The organism is Pseudomonas cedrina subsp. cedrina (genome assembly GCF_001983175.1).
Taxonomy (GTDB): Bacteria; Pseudomonadota; Gammaproteobacteria; order Pseudomonadales; family Pseudomonadaceae; genus Aquipseudomonas; species Aquipseudomonas cedrina.
The window spans coordinates 361762-378383 of record NZ_MNPW01000007.1; the positions used below are offsets into that span (position 1 = coordinate 361762).

The 16622-nt window shown below is 63.2% G+C and carries 12 protein-coding genes; 5 read left to right on the top strand and 7 right to left on the bottom strand.

Annotated elements, in window-relative coordinates:
• Nucleotides 1-57 precede the first annotated feature (57 nt).
• Entirely contained in the window at nucleotides 58-1923 is a 1866-nt protein-coding gene (locus BLL36_RS17070; protein ID WP_076952552.1) for a phytase, read from the bottom strand.
• 144 nt (nucleotides 1924-2067) lie between these two features.
• Nucleotides 2068-4581, bottom strand: a complete 2514-nt coding sequence (locus BLL36_RS17075; protein ID WP_076952553.1) for a TonB-dependent receptor — start codon at nucleotides 4579-4581, stop codon at nucleotides 2068-2070.
• A 389-nt stretch (nucleotides 4582-4970) separates the two neighbouring features.
• Between BLL36_RS17075 and BLL36_RS17080 the strand changes: the two genes are divergently transcribed.
• Together BLL36_RS17080 and BLL36_RS17085 are read left to right on the top strand one after the other, a co-directional pair.
• Complete coding sequence (locus tag BLL36_RS17080; protein ID WP_076952554.1) at nucleotides 4971-5885, top strand: GGDEF domain-containing protein; 915 nt, start codon at nucleotides 4971-4973, stop codon at nucleotides 5883-5885.
• Nucleotide 5886: 1 nt separating this feature from the next.
• Nucleotides 5887-6924 (top strand): AraC family transcriptional regulator, encoded by a 1038-nt coding sequence (locus BLL36_RS17085; protein ID WP_076952555.1) that lies wholly within the window; start codon nucleotides 5887-5889, stop codon nucleotides 6922-6924.
• Here the strand turns inward: BLL36_RS17085 and BLL36_RS17090 are convergent.
• From BLL36_RS17090 to pvdP, 5 genes are all read right to left on the bottom strand, one after another.
• Complete coding sequence (locus BLL36_RS17090; protein WP_076952556.1) at nucleotides 6911-7792, bottom strand: LysR family transcriptional regulator; 882 nt, start codon at nucleotides 7790-7792, stop codon at nucleotides 6911-6913. The two genes, BLL36_RS17085 and BLL36_RS17090, sit on opposite strands and share 14 nt — an antisense overlap.
• A gap of 182 nt (nucleotides 7793-7974) precedes the next feature.
• Nucleotides 7975-8592, bottom strand: a complete 618-nt coding sequence (gene ycaC, locus BLL36_RS17095; protein WP_076952557.1) for an isochorismate family cysteine hydrolase YcaC — start codon at nucleotides 8590-8592, stop codon at nucleotides 7975-7977.
• A 23-nt stretch (nucleotides 8593-8615) separates the two neighbouring features.
• Nucleotides 8616-10454 carry an amidohydrolase gene (locus tag BLL36_RS17100; protein WP_076952558.1) on the bottom strand — a complete coding sequence of 613 codons (1839 nt, stop codon included), beginning with the start codon at nucleotides 10452-10454 and terminating at the stop codon, nucleotides 8616-8618.
• The gene (locus BLL36_RS17105; protein ID WP_076952559.1) at nucleotides 10451-11041 is read right to left on the bottom strand and encodes an antibiotic biosynthesis monooxygenase; all 591 of its coding nucleotides are present in this window, start codon (nucleotides 11039-11041) and stop codon (nucleotides 10451-10453) included. The genes BLL36_RS17100 and BLL36_RS17105 overlap by 4 nt, the downstream gene beginning before the upstream one ends.
• Before the next feature lie 201 nt (nucleotides 11042-11242).
• On the bottom strand, nucleotides 11243-12862 hold the full coding sequence (gene pvdP / locus BLL36_RS17110) for a pyoverdine maturation tyrosinase PvdP (RefSeq protein ID WP_076952560.1): 1620 nt from the start codon (nucleotides 12860-12862) through the stop codon (nucleotides 11243-11245).
• A 142-nt stretch (nucleotides 12863-13004) separates the two neighbouring features.
• Between pvdP and pvdM the strand changes: the two genes are divergently transcribed.
• The 3 genes from pvdM to pvdO are packed head-to-tail and all read left to right on the top strand — an operon-like array spanning nucleotide 13005 to nucleotide 16540.
• The gene (pvdM, locus tag BLL36_RS17115) at nucleotides 13005-14354 is read left to right on the top strand and encodes a pyoverdine-tailoring dipeptidase-like protein PvdM (protein ID WP_076952561.1); all 1350 of its coding nucleotides are present in this window, start codon (nucleotides 13005-13007) and stop codon (nucleotides 14352-14354) included.
• Between the two features lie 19 nt (nucleotides 14355-14373).
• A complete protein-coding gene (gene pvdN, locus BLL36_RS17120) occupies nucleotides 14374-15645 on the top strand; it encodes a pyoverdine-tailoring periplasmic protein PvdN (RefSeq protein ID WP_076952562.1) in 1272 nt (423 codons plus the stop codon).
• Nucleotides 15646-15679: 34 nt separating this feature from the next.
• Entirely contained in the window at nucleotides 15680-16540 is an 861-nt protein-coding gene (gene pvdO / locus BLL36_RS17125) for a dihydropyoverdine dehydrogenase (RefSeq protein WP_076952563.1), read from the top strand.
• The last annotated feature ends 82 nt before the right edge of the window (nucleotides 16541-16622 follow it).

Sequence of the window (16622 nt, forward strand, 5' to 3'; positions counted from 1 at the left end):
GCCTCCTCTGCGTTTTAACGTGCAGTGATTAAAAAGTAATGACCGGGTGATGACGGTTCACGGCAACTTCAGCGCGCGGGTCACCTCGGCCCACGGCACGAACTTGAAGTTCTGGGTTTGCTCGGGCATGCGCTTGCGCCCGTCCTGTACCACCAGCAGGCCTTTGCCCCAGGGGCCGCCGAGGTTGAGGGCGGTGACTTCCAGGCCATCGGTTTGCGACGCGCCGTCGATCGCGGCGGCGGCATTCAGGCCGACGCGAAAGGCGCCGTGGGAGGCGAACGGTGGTTCGGCATCCAGCACCAGGTAGCTGTCATTGCCTTGGCTGGAGATCACCAGGTAGTCGTGCGCTGTGCTTTGGTACAGCGCCAGGCCTTCGACGTCCGCGTGCAGTTGCGGACCGACCTTGATCACGCTGGTAAGCGTGGCCGGCTGGTCGGCGCGAGCATCCACCGCCCAGACGCCGACGTCTTCTTCACCCAGGAACAGGCGCTGGCGCTGGTCGTCGGCGACGCAGCCTTCAGGTTGGCTGTCGACCTTGAACCGGCGCACCAACTCGCCGCGCGCATGGCCATCCGGCGCGCTCAAGCGGTATTGCAGAAAGGTGCCATCCTTGCCGTTGGCAATCGCGTAGAGTTCACCGCTGTCGGGCTGGAACAGGCAAATGCCGTAGATTTCCTTGAGCGGCGTTGGCACTTCACCGGCCTCGCGCAACTCGCCGCTTTGCCGGTCGATGCTGAACAGGCTCAGGCTGTTGCGATCGCGGTTGCTCGCCACGGCCAGGTCAACCGTCTGCTGGCCGAGCTTGAAGTTGGGGCGCACGTCGACGTTGTTCAGGCGACCGACCGCCAGTTCCTGCAGCAGCTTGCCGTCCAGGTCATAGGCCAGCAGGCCCTGCTTCTTGTTGGTACCGAGTACGCGGCTTTTGTGCGGCTGTTCGGGGTGAATCCAGATCGCCGGGTCATCCGCTGCATCGCCCTGGCGGCCAACCGGATCGGTCTGGCGCACAGCGGCGACTTCCGGCAGCAGCGCTTCGGCCGTCACGGGCTTGGCCTGCCAGTTGAGCGTGCCCTGGTAAAGCCTGCCGGTATCGTCGTCACGCACCAGCACATGCTGGCCGTTGATAGCCAGTTGCTCCGGCTCCTTGAGGCCCGGCAGCGTCAGGCTGGCGTGTTCGACCCACCGCTCGCCGGTGTGCTGGAACAGGTGCAGTCGAGCGGTTTTCGGATCAAGCGCCACCACCCCGCCCGGCACCAGCGCCATGGCGCCGGCTTCGCGCTTGGGGTTGTCGAACAGCGCCACGGGGGTGCGTTTTGCCTCGGCCTCCGGGTGCGCCGGGTAGGCCCACCAGCCGACGTTTTGTTCATTGACCAGCAACTGGTTCGTCGCGTCATCCACCTGGCAGAACTGCGCCGAGGGCGGCAGCGGCACACCACGTACCCGTTGCGGCTCGCTCAACAGGGTCGCGGCGTTGCCGACCAGCCATTGTTCGCCCTTGCCCTCCTCGCCTACCAGAAACACAAACAGGTTGGCCGCGCCGTCGCGGTACAGGCACAGGCCGTTGACCGGGTAATCGCGGGCGGGCAGGTACAGCGGTGTGCCAAAGGTGTTGGTCGATGGATCGAGGCTGACCAGCAGCGCTTGCTGGCGATTGTTGTCGAGGCTGGCGACCAGCACCTGGGCGCCGGCGGCGCGGCTGTCGAGGCTACTGAAACTGCCCGGCAGCCGCGCCCGCTCGGCGCCTGTGCTGTCGAGCCATTGCAGGCCGTCGCGCAGGCCGGCGGCGAGGCGATCAGTGCTGCCCGGCAGGAAAGCCACCGCCTCGGCGTTCAGCTTGGGGGCCCAAGGGGTCAGCGGCAGATCGGCGGCCAGGGCTTGGCCACAGGTTGCCAAAGCGATCAGCACATACAGCTGGGAAATCTTCATGAACAAACACATCCTTCGAATACAGTGACGATCAACTGTGGGAGCTGGCTTGCCTGCGATGACGGTGGGTCAGCTTGCAGCTCTGTTGCTGATAAACCGCCATCGCAGGCAAGCCAGCTCCCACAGTTTGAAATGGGGTGCGTGTCAAAAATGGGTGAAGGTCAGGCCTACCTTGTAGGTGGGGCCGTACTCTTCGTACTGGCCGTTGTAGCTACGGTGACCGGTGTAGACGAAGTACGACTCATCGGTGAGGTTCTGCGCCTCGAAGCTCACTTGCAGGTTTTTGCTCAGCGAGTAGCGCGCGCTGAAATCGACGAACGTCTGCGCATCCACATGCAGGTCGTGGGCCTTGTCGTTGATCGAGGCCAATTCATAGAGATAGGCCGACTTGTAGTTGGCAGAGAGCCTCAGGCTGAGCTTGTCGTCTTCCCAGCCGAGCATCAGGTTGCCGACGGTGTCGGACTGGTTGGGCAGGCTGATGTTGCGTTTGCGATTCGCGCCGCTGGCCGCGTCGAAGCCTTCTATATCCGCACTGGAGCGGCTGAACGTGCTGTTGGCACCGATCAGCAGGCCATTCCAGGGCGCGGGCAACCAATCGAACTTCTGCGAGTAGGCCAGTTCCAGGCCGTAGAGCTTGGCGCTGTCGCCGTTGGCGTAGGTGTGGGCTTCGGAAAAGTTGGTCCAGGCCCCGGTGCCGGCCACGTCGGTGTTATAGACGAAGTTCTGGATGTCCTTGTAGAACACGAAGGCCGACACGGTACCGGCGCGGCCCATGAAGTGTTCGATGCCCAGGTCCAGGTTGCTCGACTCCAGGGGCTTGAGGTCCGGATTGCCGAAGGTGGCTTCGTCATCGTCGATCACAAATCCTGGGGCCAATTGGCCGAAGGTCGGGCGCACCACGGATTTGGTCCAGGCCGCACGCACCTGGGTGTTCTTGTCGATCTGGTAGCGTGCGTGCAGGCCGGGCAGCCAGTGGTGATAGCGGCGCTTGGTTTCGGTGGCGGTGAACACGCCGTCCGTGGCGCCGGTGCCTTTGGCTTCGAACTCGGTGCCCTCGTAGCGCAGGCCGGCGATAAAGCGCCAGTCGTCGATATCGATGGTGTTCATCAGGTAGCCGGCGTTGATGTCTTCGCCAATGGTGAAGTCATTGACCCGGGATTCGGTCTGGTCATAGAAGTTTGCGGCGTCGAGGCTGCCGATCAGCTGCTTGATGCCGCTGGGGCTGATGCCTGGGCCGTAGTTGCCCAGGCGGTAGTCGACGCTGCCTTTCTGGAACCGGCCGAGGTTGAGTTGGTCGGCGCTGAACCCCAGGGTGTCGAAATCTTCGTAGACCCAGGCTTCCAGGTCATTGTCTTTGTTGCGACGGCTGACCTTGCCGCCGAACTTCACCTGGGAGGCGTAGCCGCTCAAATCGTAGTCGCGCGCCAGGTCCAGGCGCAGGTTCTTCTCGGTATCCTGGGTGTGCTGTTTTTCCCAGTCGACCTTGTCGAGGCTGAAGTTGCGGGGGTCGTAGAAGCCACTGCCAATGATCGGGCGTGGCTTGTCGTTGTCATAGAAGCCACTGCCTGCAAAGTCGCCGCCCTCGAAAGTCGCACCGGCGATGTGCCCCGGGCTGTCTTCGCTGGACTGGCTGTAGCCGGCCTGCCCGCTCAAGGTCCACAGGCCGAGCATGCGTTCGCCGCCAAACACGTAGGATTGGATTTCCTGGGTTTCCTCACGGTTTTTCAGCTTGCGCTTGGCCTCGGCATCGCCCAGTTCACCAGCTGCCAGCGGGTCGGCAAACTCGATGCTGGTGGAGTTGCGGGTCTCGGTGTCGGTGTAGCGGCTGTAAAGGGTGCGCAGGTAATAGCTGCTGAGGTCATCGGGCTTGTAGTCGAAGTTCAGCCCGCCGCCCGCGCGTTCGCGGCTGATGTCGTAGTCGCGCTGTTCGAATTCGTTGAGCTTGGCGCCATTACTGAAGTCCCACGCGCCGCCGGTTTCGACGTTGTCCGAGCCGAAGTCCCGCTTTTGCCAGCTCAACGCCGCGGCCACGCCGAAGTTGTCGATGCCGTCGCCAAGGCTGAAACGGTTGCTCGCGGCGCCGGAAAATTTCGGGCTGGTCTGGCGGCTGTTCTTGTCGTAGCTGGCTTCGGTGCTACCGGTGTAGAACAGGCCCTTGTGGTCGAAGGCCGACAGGCTCTGCACGTCGACCGTGCCGCCGAGGGAGTTGGCGTCCATGTCCGGGGTGAGGGTCTTGATCACCGACAGCGACTGCACCAGCTCCGAGGGCAGCACGTCGAGGGCCACGGCGCGGCGCGCGCTTTCCGGGGCCGGTACGAGGGTGCCGTTGATGGTCACGCTGTTAAGGTCCGGGCCCAGGCCGCGCACGCTGACGAAGCGCCCTTCGCCCTGGTCGCGTTCCACACTGATGCCGGGCAGGCGCTGCGCCGCTTCGGCGACGTTTTCATCCGGCAACTGGGCCACGCCGTCGGCATGCACCACGCTCTTGATGCTGTCCGCGCTGCGCTGCTCCCTGAGCGCCTGGTCAATGGCAGCCGCCTGGCCGACCACTTCAACGTGCTCGGTATTGGCCACCTCGGCCGCGTTGAGCCGCTCACTGGCAATCGCCAGGGCCAAGGCAGTAAGCGTGAAGCTGACGAGCCCGGTGCGCTTGTACATGCAGTCCTCCCCAAGAATCCATTCGCGCCAGGCAAGAGGCCCGGCAACTGGGAGGGCACGCTAGGGGTGGGGGATGACGGTTCTGTGACAGGGGATGGCGGGAAGGCCCGTAAACCGGGGTTTCGAGTGTCGTATGGCACACAAATGAGCTGAAATGACCCTCGATTAACTGTGGGAGCTGGCTTGCCTGCGATAGCGGTCTGTCTGTGAACGCTTTACTCACTGAGCCGTCGCTATCGCAGGCAAGCCAGCTCCCACATTGAATCTGTGTTTGGCTGAAAATTGCAGGTATGCCATGAGCTGATTCGACCCCTCGCCAGCGTCATCCAACCGTCACATCCATCTGCTGTGCTGTCGGCCACAACTGGATCATCCAAGGACTCGCGGCCATGTTTTCCGTGCTCAAACCCCACCGCTGGAAACTCTCGCTGCTGCTGATCGCCGCCAACCTCGGGCTGATCCTGCACCTGGCCTGCGGCGAGTTGAAAAGCTTCAGCGAATGGGTGTGGCTGGATATCTTCGGTGAAGGCGGCTCAGCCCTGCTCGCCCTGGTCTGGCTGGGCCTGGTGCTGAAGAGCCGCCCAGCCGGGCGCGTCACCAACTACCTGGCCCTGGGCCTGTCGTGCATCTTTTTCTCCTGGTGGATCGACAGCCTCGACGAATTCATCCGCCTGCCCGACAGCATCACCTGGGACCACTGGCTGGAGTCCGGGCCGATGCCGGTGGGCATGGTGCTGCTGACCATCGGCATCTATCACTGGCACCGTGAGCAACTGGCGATCAGTGCGCAGATGGAAAAACGCGAGCGGCTGTTTCGCGAGCACCGGCTGTTCGACAAACTCACGCCGCTGGCCGGCGCCGATTACCTCAAGCGTCAGTTGGCCGAGAGCCTGCAAGACAGCCAGGACCAGCAGCGTCCGCTGTCGCTGCTGGCGCTGGACCTGGACAACTTCGCCGCCATCAACCAGGCCTACGGGCATGCCGAAGGCGACGCGGTGTTGCAGGCCCTCAGCCATTTGCTGTTGCTTAACCTGCGCCGCCAGGACCTGCTGTGTCGCCTGGCCGGTGATCGCTTTGTGGTGCTGTTGCCCAACACCGGCGAGCGTCACGCCAAGGAGCTGGCGCTGGAGTTGCAGCAAGCGGTCAGCGGCCTGGCCCACAAAACCCGGCAACAGGGCGAACGTCTGCAATTGGCGGCCACCACCGCGGTGGTCATGGCGCTGAACGAGCCGCCCCACGACCTGCTCAAACGCCTCAACCTGGCACTGGCCAGGGCCAAGCAACCGCTGGCGAAAAGCGCCTGAGATGGCCGTCAAAACCAGCTGGTACGAAGCCGACAGCCGCTTCATTCCGGGGCACTATCAACCCGCCACGCTGATCGACCTGGCCTTGTCCCGGGACATCGACAGCCACCGCCTGCTGCGCGGCACCGGGCTGTTCCACGAGGATATCCTGGCCGGCCAGGCACGACTGAGCCCGCAACAGTTCCTCGGCCTGATCGGCAACAGCCGCAAGTTACTGGACGCCGACGACAGCAGCTTTCTGTTCGGCCAACGCCTGCTGCCTGGCTATTACGGCGCCGCCAGCCACGCCCTGGGCCATGCACAGAACCTGCACCAGGCCCTGGAAATCCTGATCCAGCAGCAGGTGCTGCTCAGCCCGTTGGTCACGCTGCAAATGGAATTGGATGAGCACCATGCCTACCTGTATTGGCAGGACAGTTGCGGGGCGGGTGAGCACTGGCGCTTTTTGCTGGAAGCCAGCATGACTTCGCTGGTCGCCATGAGCCAATGGCTGAGCGGCGAGCGCTTGCCGTGGGGGTGCAGTTTCAGCCATGCCGAGCCGCGTTACGTCGAACAGTATTGGGTGCACTTGGGCGAAGAGACGCGCTTCGAACGGCCGTTGGACATGCTGAGCATCCCGCGCGAATACCTCACCCGCCCCTGGCCAGGCGCTTCGGCCACCGCCGGCCAAGTAGCGCGCCAACACGCCCGCGAGCAGATTGAGCTACTGGGCTTTGCCGCCAGTTTTCTTGACTGTCTCTACGATTACCTACGCGAACAGGTGCGCCAGCCACCCAGCCTGGAACAGGCCGCCAGCGCCTTCGCCATGAGCCCGGCCACGCTCAAGCGCAAGCTGCACAAGCATCACACCGGCTTCCAGCAACAAGTGGACCGGGTGCGCAAACAGGTGGCGCTGCACCTGTATCAGGTCAAGGGCTACAGCAATGACGAAGTGGCGGCGTACCTGAACTTCAACGATGCGGCCAACTTTCGACGCTCATTCAAGCGCTGGACCGGCAGTACGCCAAACCTGATCCGCCAGCTCTTCAACAGCCACTAGCCAGGCGCTCGCGCAGGAACTCCACCAGCGCCTGCACCGGCCGCGAGCTTTGCCGGTGCTGCGGATACACCGCCGACAGGGTCAGGGCTTCGGGGGCGAATTCGTCCAGTACGCTGACCAGGCGCCCGTCTTTCAGTGCATCGCCGACGATAAAGGTCGGCAGGTAAGTCACGCCCAACCCCGCGATGGCGGTATCGCGCAGCAGGTCGCCGTTGTTCACACGCATGCGCCCGCTGACGTTCAGCGCTTGCAGCTTGCCCTTGAAGCGCCATTGCACCTGGCGGCCATGGCCGTAGGGCAGGCAGTCGTGGTCGGCCAGGTCATCGGGCTTGTGCGGCGTGCCGCGCAGGGCCAAGTACTCGGGACTGGCGCAGTACACCCGTGGAATGCTGGCGATACGACGGGCAATCAAAGTGGAATCTTCCAGGGTGCCGATGCGCAATACCAGGTCATAGCCTTCGCCGATCAGGTCCACGGGGCGGTCACTGAGGTCGACCTCCACCGACACCTGGGGATGACGCTGCAAAAACAACGGCAACAGGCAGCCCAGATGGGCCATGGCAAACGACAACGGCGCGCTGAGGCGGATGGTGCCGCGGGGCTCGCTGTTCTGGCCGGCGATGCCCTGCTCCACTTGCTCCACCTCCCCGAGCAGGCGCAAGGCGGACTCGTAATAACTCTGGCCGAGCGGCGTGACATCCAGGCGCCGCGTGGAGCGGTTGAGCAGGCGCACGCCCAGGCGGTCTTCCAGCTGGATCAGGCGGCGGCTGACGAACTGCTTGGACAGGCCCAGTTGCTCGGCGGCGGCGGTGAAGCTGCCGGATTCCATGACCTGGCAGAACAGGCGCATGTCTTCGAAGGGGTTCATTGTCGCTTCTCGGTGGACAGTGTTCGGTTTTATAGCCTGAAAGCAGGCGCACCACAAAACAAATGTGGGAGCTGGCTTGCCTGCGATAGCGGTGTGTCAGTCACCATTGCTGTCGACTGACATACCGCTATCGCGGGCAAGCCCGGCTCCCACAGGGGTAATGCGGTGTCTTCCGAAGCAGCTTACTTGGCCGTAAACGCCGAGTAGCTGTTCATCAGGTTGCGATAGTTGGGAATACGCGGCGACAGCAGGTTGGCCAGGCCTTCCATGTCGTTGCGCCAGTCGACTTGCAGCTCGCAGGCCACGGCGAACCAGTTCACCAATTGCGCACCGGCGGCGGTCATACGCGACCAGGCGGCTTGTTGCACGGTTTCATTGAAGGTGCCGGAGGCGTCGGTGACCACGAACACTTCGAAGCCTTCGGCCAGGGCGCACAGGGTCGGGAACGCTACGCATACGTCGGTGACCACACCGGCAATGATGATCTGCTTGCGGCCGGTCGCCTTGACGGCCTTGACGAAATCTTCGTTGTCCCAGGCGTTGATCTGGCCAGGGCGGGCGATGTACGGCGCGTCCGGGAACAGTGCCTTGAGTTCCGGAACCAGCGGGCCGTTAGGGCCGCTTTCAAAACTGGTGGTCAGGATGGTCGGCAGGTTGAAGAACTTGGCGACGTCGGCCAGGGCCAACACGTTGTTCTTGAATTCGTTCGGCGAAAAATCCTGTACCAGGGAGATCAGGCCGGTCTGATGATCGACCAACAATACGACGGCATCATCTTTGTTCAAGCGCGAGTAAGTCATGGGTTAACTCCTTTGGTTTTTGATTAAAAGGCAAAGCACGAGCAGCCGAACGCACCCCAGAAACCCTGGAAGTCGCTGACCGGCACGCTGGAAAGACGGGCTTTTTCATGGCTGTGGGCATGCACGCCGCAGGGGCCGCTGCACTGGTGTACTTGAGCTTGCAACGCTGAAGTCGCACGCCAGTGACCCGGCACCTTGACCACCGGCGACCAGTCCGGCAGCACCGGCACGCGCGGCGGCGCGAAGTCTTCGAAGTCGCCGGCGCCATACACCACGTTGCCGCCGGCCACGGTCAACACCGATTCGATCCACTTGATGGCCTCTTCATCGACGCTGAAGAAGTCCGCCGACAGCGCGGCCACATCCGCCAACTGCCCGACCTTGATCTGGCCCTTCTTGCCCTGCTCGGAGGAGAACCAGGCGCTGCCATGGGTGAACAGTTCCAGCGCAGTCAGGCGCGGCAGGCCCTCGGCGTGCAGTTCCAGGCCACCGACGGTGCGCCCGCTGACCATCCAGTACAGCGAAGTCCACGGGTTGTAGCTCGACACCCGCGTGGCGTCGGTGCCCGCCCCGACCGGCACGCCTTCGGCCAGCATGCGCTTGATCGGTGGCGTGGCTTCGGCCGCCTTGGCGCCGTACCGCTCGACAAAGTATTCGCCCTGGAATGCCATGCGGTCCTGGATCGCAATACCGCCGCCAAGGGCGCGTACACGTTCGATGTTTTTCGGGGTAATGGTTTCGGCATGGTCGAAGAACCATGGCAGGCCATTGAACGGGATGTCGCGGTTGACCTTCTCGAACACGTCGAGCATGCGCGAGATGGATTCGTCATACGTGGCGTGCAAACGGAACGGCCAGCGTTGTTCCACCAGGTGACGCACCACCGGTTCCAGCTCCTGCTCCATGGTCAGCGGCAGGTCGGGGCGCGGCTCGAGGAAGTCTTCGAAGTCGGCGGCGGAAAACACCAGCATCTCGCCGGCGCCGTTGTGACGCAGATAATCATCGCCCTGATGCAGGGTCACGCTACCGGTCCAGTTCTTGAAGTCGCTGAGTTCTTCCTTGGGCTTCTGGGTGAACAGGTTGTAGGCGATGCGCACCGTCAACTGCTGGTCCTTGGCCAGTTGTTCGATTACCGCGTAGTCATCGGGGTAATTCTGGAAACCACCGCCGGCGTCGATGGCGCTGGTGAGGCCCAGGCGATTGAGTTCGCGCATGAACTGGCGCGTCGAGTTGACCTGGTATTCCAGCGGCAGTTTCGGGCCCTTGGCCAGGGTCGAATACAGGATCATCGCGTTCGGTCGCGCCACCAGCATGCCGGTGGGGTTGCCATTGCTGTCACGCACGATCTCGCCGCCCGGCGGGTTTGGCGTGTCCTTGGTATAGCCGGCCACGCGCAGGGCGGCACGGTTGAGCAACGCACGGTCATACAGGTGCAGCACGAACACGGGCGTGTCCGGTGCGGCCTGGTTGAGTTCTTCCAGTGTCGGCATGCGCTTTTCGGCGAACTGGAATTCGTTCCAGCCACCAACCACGCGGACCCATTGCGGCGTGGGGGTGCGATCGGCCTGCTCCTTGAGCATGCGCAAGGCATCGGCCAGGGACGGCACACCTTCCCAACGCAGTTCGAGGTTGTAGTTCAAGCCACCGCGGATCAGGTGCAGGTGCGAGTCGTTGAGGCCGGGGATGACCGTGCGGCCCTTGAGGTCGATGACCTGCGTGCCGCTGCCCCGCAGGGCCATGGCCTCACCGTCGGTACCCACGGCGACAAAGCGCCCCTGGCTGATGGCGACGGCGGTTGCGCGCGGGTTTTCACGGTCCACGGTGTGGAACTGGCCATTGAACAGAATCAGATCGGCGTTCATAGGGTTTCCTTTACAGAGGCTTCAAGCCAGGGAGCGAACAGACGGGTAGCGGCCGGCATCAGCAGGTAGACCACCAGCAGAACAATGGTCAGCGTGACCAGGAAGGTGGAGACCACGTAGTTGGAGAGGAACGGATGGAGCCGCAGGATCGGGCCCCAGATGAAAGGCAGCAGCAAGGTCTGCGGCAAAATCACGCACAGGCTGACCACCGCCTGCTTCCAGCGCGCCGGCTTGGCGGCGCTGTCGGCCAGGGGCGAGAACCAGAACTCGTTGACCGCGCCGATTTCGGTGTTGTCGCCGTCGGCCAGCATGGGGGCGGCTTCGGCGATCAGGGCCTTGCGGTCGGGGGAGTCGAGCCAGGTTTCCAGGTCGGTGGTCGAACGGTAGCGCAGTACACAGGTGAACAGCGCCAGCTTGCCTTGTTTGCCGCGTACCACATCAACACCGAGGTGGCCGGGACGCTCGCCGGCGATGCGCACGATGCGGCGTAGCCAGGCTTCGTAGTCGCTTTCGCGGCCTTGCTTGATCAGGTGCTTGACCACCAGGGTGACGACTTCGTCGGGGCCGGGTTTTGCTGCTGGGTCCATGGGGTGTCCCTCTGCCTTGATATTTCAGCGATGAGGGAGTGTGCCGGGATGGGGGTGGGGAAAATTGGATGTACGTGCTGTTTGGGCTGTTTTGCGTACCGGCTTTTCTGTGGGAGCTGGCTTGCCTGCGATGGCATCGACTCGGTGTGCCTGATACACAGAGGTGTCTGCATCGCAGGCAAGCCAGCTCCCAGAGGGGATCTAGGCGGGCTTCAATTTCAGGTGCCGCGCATACCAGGGCCGCTTCGGCACGCGCTTGAACAAGCCCTGCAGCGCATCATCCTCGGCACCAAAGGTGATACGCAGCGCAAGCTTCATGGTTTCCGGGTCCATTTCCATCGTGCGCCCCCTCTGCAGCCCCGGCGTGGTGCTGCAACCATGGGTGTCCGGCCCCAGCCAGGGGTCGCCCACCTCTACCCAGCGCCCCGGCGCGAACCAGGCGACGCCGTTGACCTGCATGCGCCTGACTTCACCAGGGTGGAAGCGTTCATGGGCGCGGAACCAGTCTTCGATGCGGTCGTCGATCCAGCCGTGGAAATGCCAGAACACCGGGTTGACGTGGGAAGAAAACGGGTCGCCGAGGAAGTCGTTTTCAGGCGCATACCAGCGCGCGGCAAAGTCGGACGGGTCGCGGGCAAGGGGCACGGGCGCGCCGTTGGAGGGGTCACGGGGTACCGAGGCCCAGCGCATGTGCAGCCAGTCATGCAGGCCCAATTCCATTTCCGAGCCCAACTGCCCCAGCGTCAGCCTGGACAGGTAGCGCGGGTCGCGGTACTGGGACTCCCAGACCTGAAAATTGCTGTGGTAGGTCTCGGCGGCCTTGATGTCGCTGACCCACTGGGTGTACTCGCTGTCATCCGGCGCCGACCAGGTAGGCGGCAAGGCGAAGCCGTCGTGGTTGTCGAAGTAACGCAGGAAACCCAGGCGATCACGCTCCAGCGCCGGTTGCGGCTCGGGAAATTGCGGCCAGGACGCAATCGCCTGCAGGGAGCGCGCGGTGCCGAGCATGTGCCGGTGCATGAAGAAGAAGTCGATGCCCGAGCCATTGCGGTCTTTACGCTCGCCTCGGGCGTCGCGCTCCTGGCCGCGTGGGCCGGGTTGCCAGCCAATGCCGCGCAGGGCGTCGCGTTTTTCTTCGGAGAGTTTGTGCCACTGGTCACGCGTGGCGTGCCACAGCTGGTGGAACAGGCGGTGCTCGGGTGAAATCAGCCAGGCCAGCAGGGCCGGGTTGAGGCCGATGCGTTCGCGCGCTTCGGGAAACAACTGCTTGTGGGCGATGAAACGGTTGTCGCGCTCGACCAGCGCCAGCGGCCGGTCCAGGTCAAGGATCTGCCCACTGAGGGTGCCGCTGCCCGCATTGGCGAAGTTGGCCCAGACTTCATCCAGGGTCATCTTGAATTCATAGGCGGGTATGCCGCCGACCGAGTCGCGGTCGATCAGCCGCCAGTAGAGCACGGCGTCCTTGCCCGTCAGGTCACCGAGCACGCGGTAGCGGGGCTCGCCCTCGGCGCGCAAATGCTCGGCGGTGTCCAGGTAACCGCGCAAGCCGCGGCCACGCGGGGCGATGTCGAGCAGCAACTCAAGGCCCTGCAACGGCAAGCCCTTGAGGCCCGCATCGCGCCCTTCCAGGCGCAGGCTCCAGACGCCCCGCAGGGTGTTCGCCAAGTGCTGGCCGTCGGTATCCGCCAAGTCCACCGTGGCTTCGCCCGGAGTAATGGGAAACGCTTCACGCGTCAGCTCGCGATGGGCATAAAAGGCCGCGGGCACCGCCGCGCCAGTCAGCGCCAGGCCTGCGATAAACCCACGTCGGGAGATGGTCATTGTCTACCTTAGGAAACGGCTTGATCAGAGCTAGAACGTTTGCAGGCCGGGGAAATTTACCGCGCCCTGCCCGCCACCTAAATTTCTCCGACCGGTGCTCGTTCTTCCCTGATAGCAAAGGCCTCAACTGACTGAGATGGCGATGACAAAACCACGTTCGAAAAAGGCGCTGTATATCGGCCTGCCGCTGGCACTGGCCATTGGCGCCGCAGCCGGCTTCCTGGCCTGGGATCACTGGTTCAGGGGCAACGCCGGTTATCCGCTGGAGGTGATCAAGCAGGCCAACGAGATGCAGGATCGCCTGTTGTCGTTCGACAGCCATATCACCGTGCCCCTGGATTTCGGCGGCGTCGATAACGAGGCCGACAAGGACGGCAGCGGCCAGTTCGACCTGGTCAAGGCGGCACGTGGGCGGCTGTCCGGCGCGGCCTTGACGATTTTCGGCTGGCCGGAAATCTGGAACGGCCCCAACGCCCCGCACAAGCCCACCGACGGTTTTGTCGAAGAGGCTCGCCATGAACAAGAGGTACGCTTCAAGATTATCTCCGGCATGGTGCGCGACTTCCCCAACCAGGTGGGCATCGCCTACACCCCGGACGATTTTCGCCGCCTGCACGGCGAAGGCAAGTTCGCGATCTTTATCAGCATGCTCAATGCCTATCCCTTGGGTAATGACTTGAACCAGCTGGACCTCTGGGCCGCACGCGGCATGCGTATGTTCGGCTTCAGTTATATCGGCAACAACGCCTGGTCGGACTCATCGCGCCCGCTGCCGTTTTTCAATGACTCACCGGACGCGCTTGAGGGCTTGTCGCCGATTGGCCAGCAAGCCGTGCAGCGCCTCAATGACCTGGGCGTGATCATCGATGTGTCGCAGATGTCGACCAAGGCCCTGGAACAAGTGGCGCAACTGAGCCGCACGCCGATGGTCGCTTCTCATTCGGCGCCACGCGCGTCGGTGGACATCCCGCGCAACCTCAGCGACAAGGAACTGCAACTGATCAAGAACAGTGGCGGCGTGGTTCAGGTAGTGGGCTTCCCGGCCTACCTGCGCCCCTTGAGCCAGCCGACCCAGGACAAGCTCAACACCCTGCGCGCGCGATTCGACCTGCCTCCCCTGCCCAACCTGGCCATGGCCTTGATGCCGGGCGACGCGATCATTGCCGCCTGGCCGGAGCAGAAGTTCGGCGAGTATGCCCAGGGCCTGTACGGCATTCTTGAAGAAGAGCCCAAGGCGACCCTCAAGGATTGGGGCGATGCCATTGATTACACGGTGCGCAAGATCGGTATCGATCACGTTGGCATCTCATCGGACTTCAACGACGGCGGCGGCATCCAGGGCTGGGAGAACGTCGGCGACATACGCAACGTCACCGCCGAACTGATTCAGCGCGGCTACTCCGAAGCCGACATCGCCAAACTCTGGGGCGGTAACTTCCTGCGCGTGTGGGACCAGGTTCAAAAAGCCGCCAAGCCATTGGCCAACCGCTAACCCCTTAGAAAGAACGTCCATGACCGACCGCCGTACGTTTCTCAAGCAGGCCGGGGTATTTGCCGCCAGCCTGCCACTGGGCGCCGCCCTGCTGCCGCAGGCACTTGCCGCCGCCGCCACCGATGACCCATGGACGGGCTTCAAACAGCTGTTCAACCAGGACCCGGACTACCTGCACTTTTCCAACTTCCTGGTAGCTTCACACCCCAAGCCGGTGCGCGAGGCCATCGAGCGCTACCGCGCGCAGATCGACCGCAACCCAGGGCTGGCCATGGACTGGGACCTGCAGGAAACCTGGAAACGAGAAGGCCAGGTGCGCGAATGGGCCGGCCGTTACTTGAAGGCCACCCCAGCGCAAATCGCCCTCACCGGCAGTACGTCCGAAGGCCTGGCCATGATCTACGGCGGGATCAAGGTGCGGCCCGACCAGGAAATCCTCACCAGCGTCCACGAGCATTACGCCACGCAGAATGTGCTGGACTACCGCGCGCTCAAGGAAAGCACCCAGGTGCGCCGGATCAAGCTGTTCGAAAGCGCCAACCGGGTGTCCGCCGATGAGGTGCTGGGCAATCTCCAGCGCCATATCCGTCCCAACACCCGCGTGCTCGGCATGACCTGGGTGCAGTCCGGCAGCGGCGTCAAGCTGCCCATCGGCGAGATCGGCACGCTGGTGGACGAACACAACCGCAACCGTGACGACAAGGACCGCATCCTCTACGTGGTAGACGGCGTGCATGGTTTCGGCGTGGAGAACCTCGATTTTCCGGACATGCACTGCGACTTTTTCATCGCCGGTACCCACAAATGGATGTTCGGCCCACGCGGCACCGGGCTGGTCTGCGCCCGCGACCCGCAAAACAGATACGTGACACCGATGGTGCCGACCTTCTCCGAAGACAAGGACTTCGCCACCATCATGACGCCCGGCGGTTATCACGCCTTCGAGCATCGCTGGGCGGCGGACGAGGCCTTCAAGCTGCACTTGCAACTGGGCAAGGCACAGGTGCAGGCGCGCATCCATGCGCTCAATGCCGAACTCAAAGACCAACTGCTGGCACAGCCGAACATCGAACTGGTCACCCCGCGCAGCGCCGAACTGTCCGCCGGCTTCACCTTCTTCCGGGTCAAGGGCCAGAACAGTGATGCCGTGGCGGCCTACATGATGAAAAACCGCGTGGTGATCGACGCGGTAGACCGTGATGTCGGCCCGGTCATCCGCACCGCGCCCGGGTTGCTCAATTCATCCGATGAGATCCAGCGCTTCATGACCTTGCTGCGCCAGCGTACGTAATGCACACCTTTTCCATTTTGAATGAGAGGACCCCATGAACAAACCCCTCACGGCATTGGCAATGACAGCCCTGTGCGGCGCCTTGTTGCCAAGCCTGGCCCTGGCCGCCGCGCCGCAACCCGGCAAGGTGTTCAAGGACTGCAAGGACTGCCCGGAAATGGTAGTACTGCCCGCCGGCACCTTCACCATGGGCACGCCGGACGATGAAGTCGGCCGCGAGCCGGATGAAGGCCCGATGCACGAAGTGACCTTTGCCAAGCCGTTCGCCATGAGCCGGTTTCATGTCACTGCCGGTGAATGGGACAGCTATGTGCGCCAGACCGGCGTGAAGATCGCCGACGGCGACACCCGCCCCGGCCGCGAATGCATCGCCAGCAAGCCACGCTACCCCCAGGGCCCGCGCCAGCCGGCGGTGTGCATGGACATGGACGACATCAAGCAGTACGTGGCCTGGCTGTCGAAGAAAACCGGCCACACGTACCGCATGGTCAGCGAAGCCCAGCGTGAATACGCCGCGCGCGCCGGCTCTACCGGGCCGTTCCCGTTCCCGTTCGATGAGGGCAAGGGCTACAGCATCGCCGGGCACGCCAACACCTACGGCCCCGCGGATGGCTATAGCTACTCATCGCCGGTAGGCAGCTACCCGCCGAACGCCTTTGGCATGTACGACATGCATGGCAACGTCTACGAGCGGGTCGCCGATTGCGAACACGCCAGTTACATCGGCGCGCCCACCGACGGCAGCGCGTGGACGGAGCCTAATTGCGAGGGCTACATGATCCGTGGCAATGACTGGGGCGAGGCGCCGGTGTTCTCGCGCTCGGGCAACCGCAACACCATTTACCCGCAGACGCGTGGGGACTGGATCGGGTTCAGGGTTGTGCGCGATCTTTAAGACGACACCGTTCAATGTGGGAGCTGGCTTGCCTGCGATGGCCATAGGCATCTACACAACTCTCAACGACTGAAAGGTCTCC

Bases quoted from the DNA above. Each gene is read 5' to 3' on its own strand.
- pvdO (WP_076952563.1), top strand. From the start codon at position 15,680: ATGAACAAACCCCTCACGGCATTGGCAATGACAGCCCTGTGCGGCGCC.
- BLL36_RS17070 (WP_076952552.1), bottom strand. From the start codon at position 1,923: ATGAAGATTTCCCAGCTGTATGTGCTGATCGCTTTGGCAACCTGTGGC.
- BLL36_RS17080 (WP_076952554.1), top strand. From the start codon at position 4,971: ATGTTTTCCGTGCTCAAACCCCACCGCTGGAAACTCTCGCTGCTGCTG.
- pvdP (WP_076952560.1), bottom strand. From the start codon at position 12,862: ATGACCATCTCCCGACGTGGGTTTATCGCAGGCCTGGCGCTGACTGGC.
- BLL36_RS17085 (WP_076952555.1), top strand. From the start codon at position 5,887: ATGGCCGTCAAAACCAGCTGGTACGAAGCCGACAGCCGCTTCATTCCG.
- ycaC (WP_076952557.1), bottom strand. From the start codon at position 8,592: ATGACTTACTCGCGCTTGAACAAAGATGATGCCGTCGTATTGTTGGTC.
- pvdN (WP_076952562.1), top strand. From the start codon at position 14,374: ATGACCGACCGCCGTACGTTTCTCAAGCAGGCCGGGGTATTTGCCGCC.
- BLL36_RS17105 (WP_076952559.1), bottom strand. From the start codon at position 11,041: ATGGACCCAGCAGCAAAACCCGGCCCCGACGAAGTCGTCACCCTGGTG.
- pvdM (WP_076952561.1), top strand. From the start codon at position 13,005: ATGACAAAACCACGTTCGAAAAAGGCGCTGTATATCGGCCTGCCGCTG.
- BLL36_RS17090 (WP_076952556.1), bottom strand. From the start codon at position 7,792: ATGAACCCCTTCGAAGACATGCGCCTGTTCTGCCAGGTCATGGAATCC.
- BLL36_RS17100 (WP_076952558.1), bottom strand. From the start codon at position 10,454: ATGAACGCCGATCTGATTCTGTTCAATGGCCAGTTCCACACCGTGGAC.
- BLL36_RS17075 (WP_076952553.1), bottom strand. From the start codon at position 4,581: ATGTACAAGCGCACCGGGCTCGTCAGCTTCACGCTTACTGCCTTGGCC.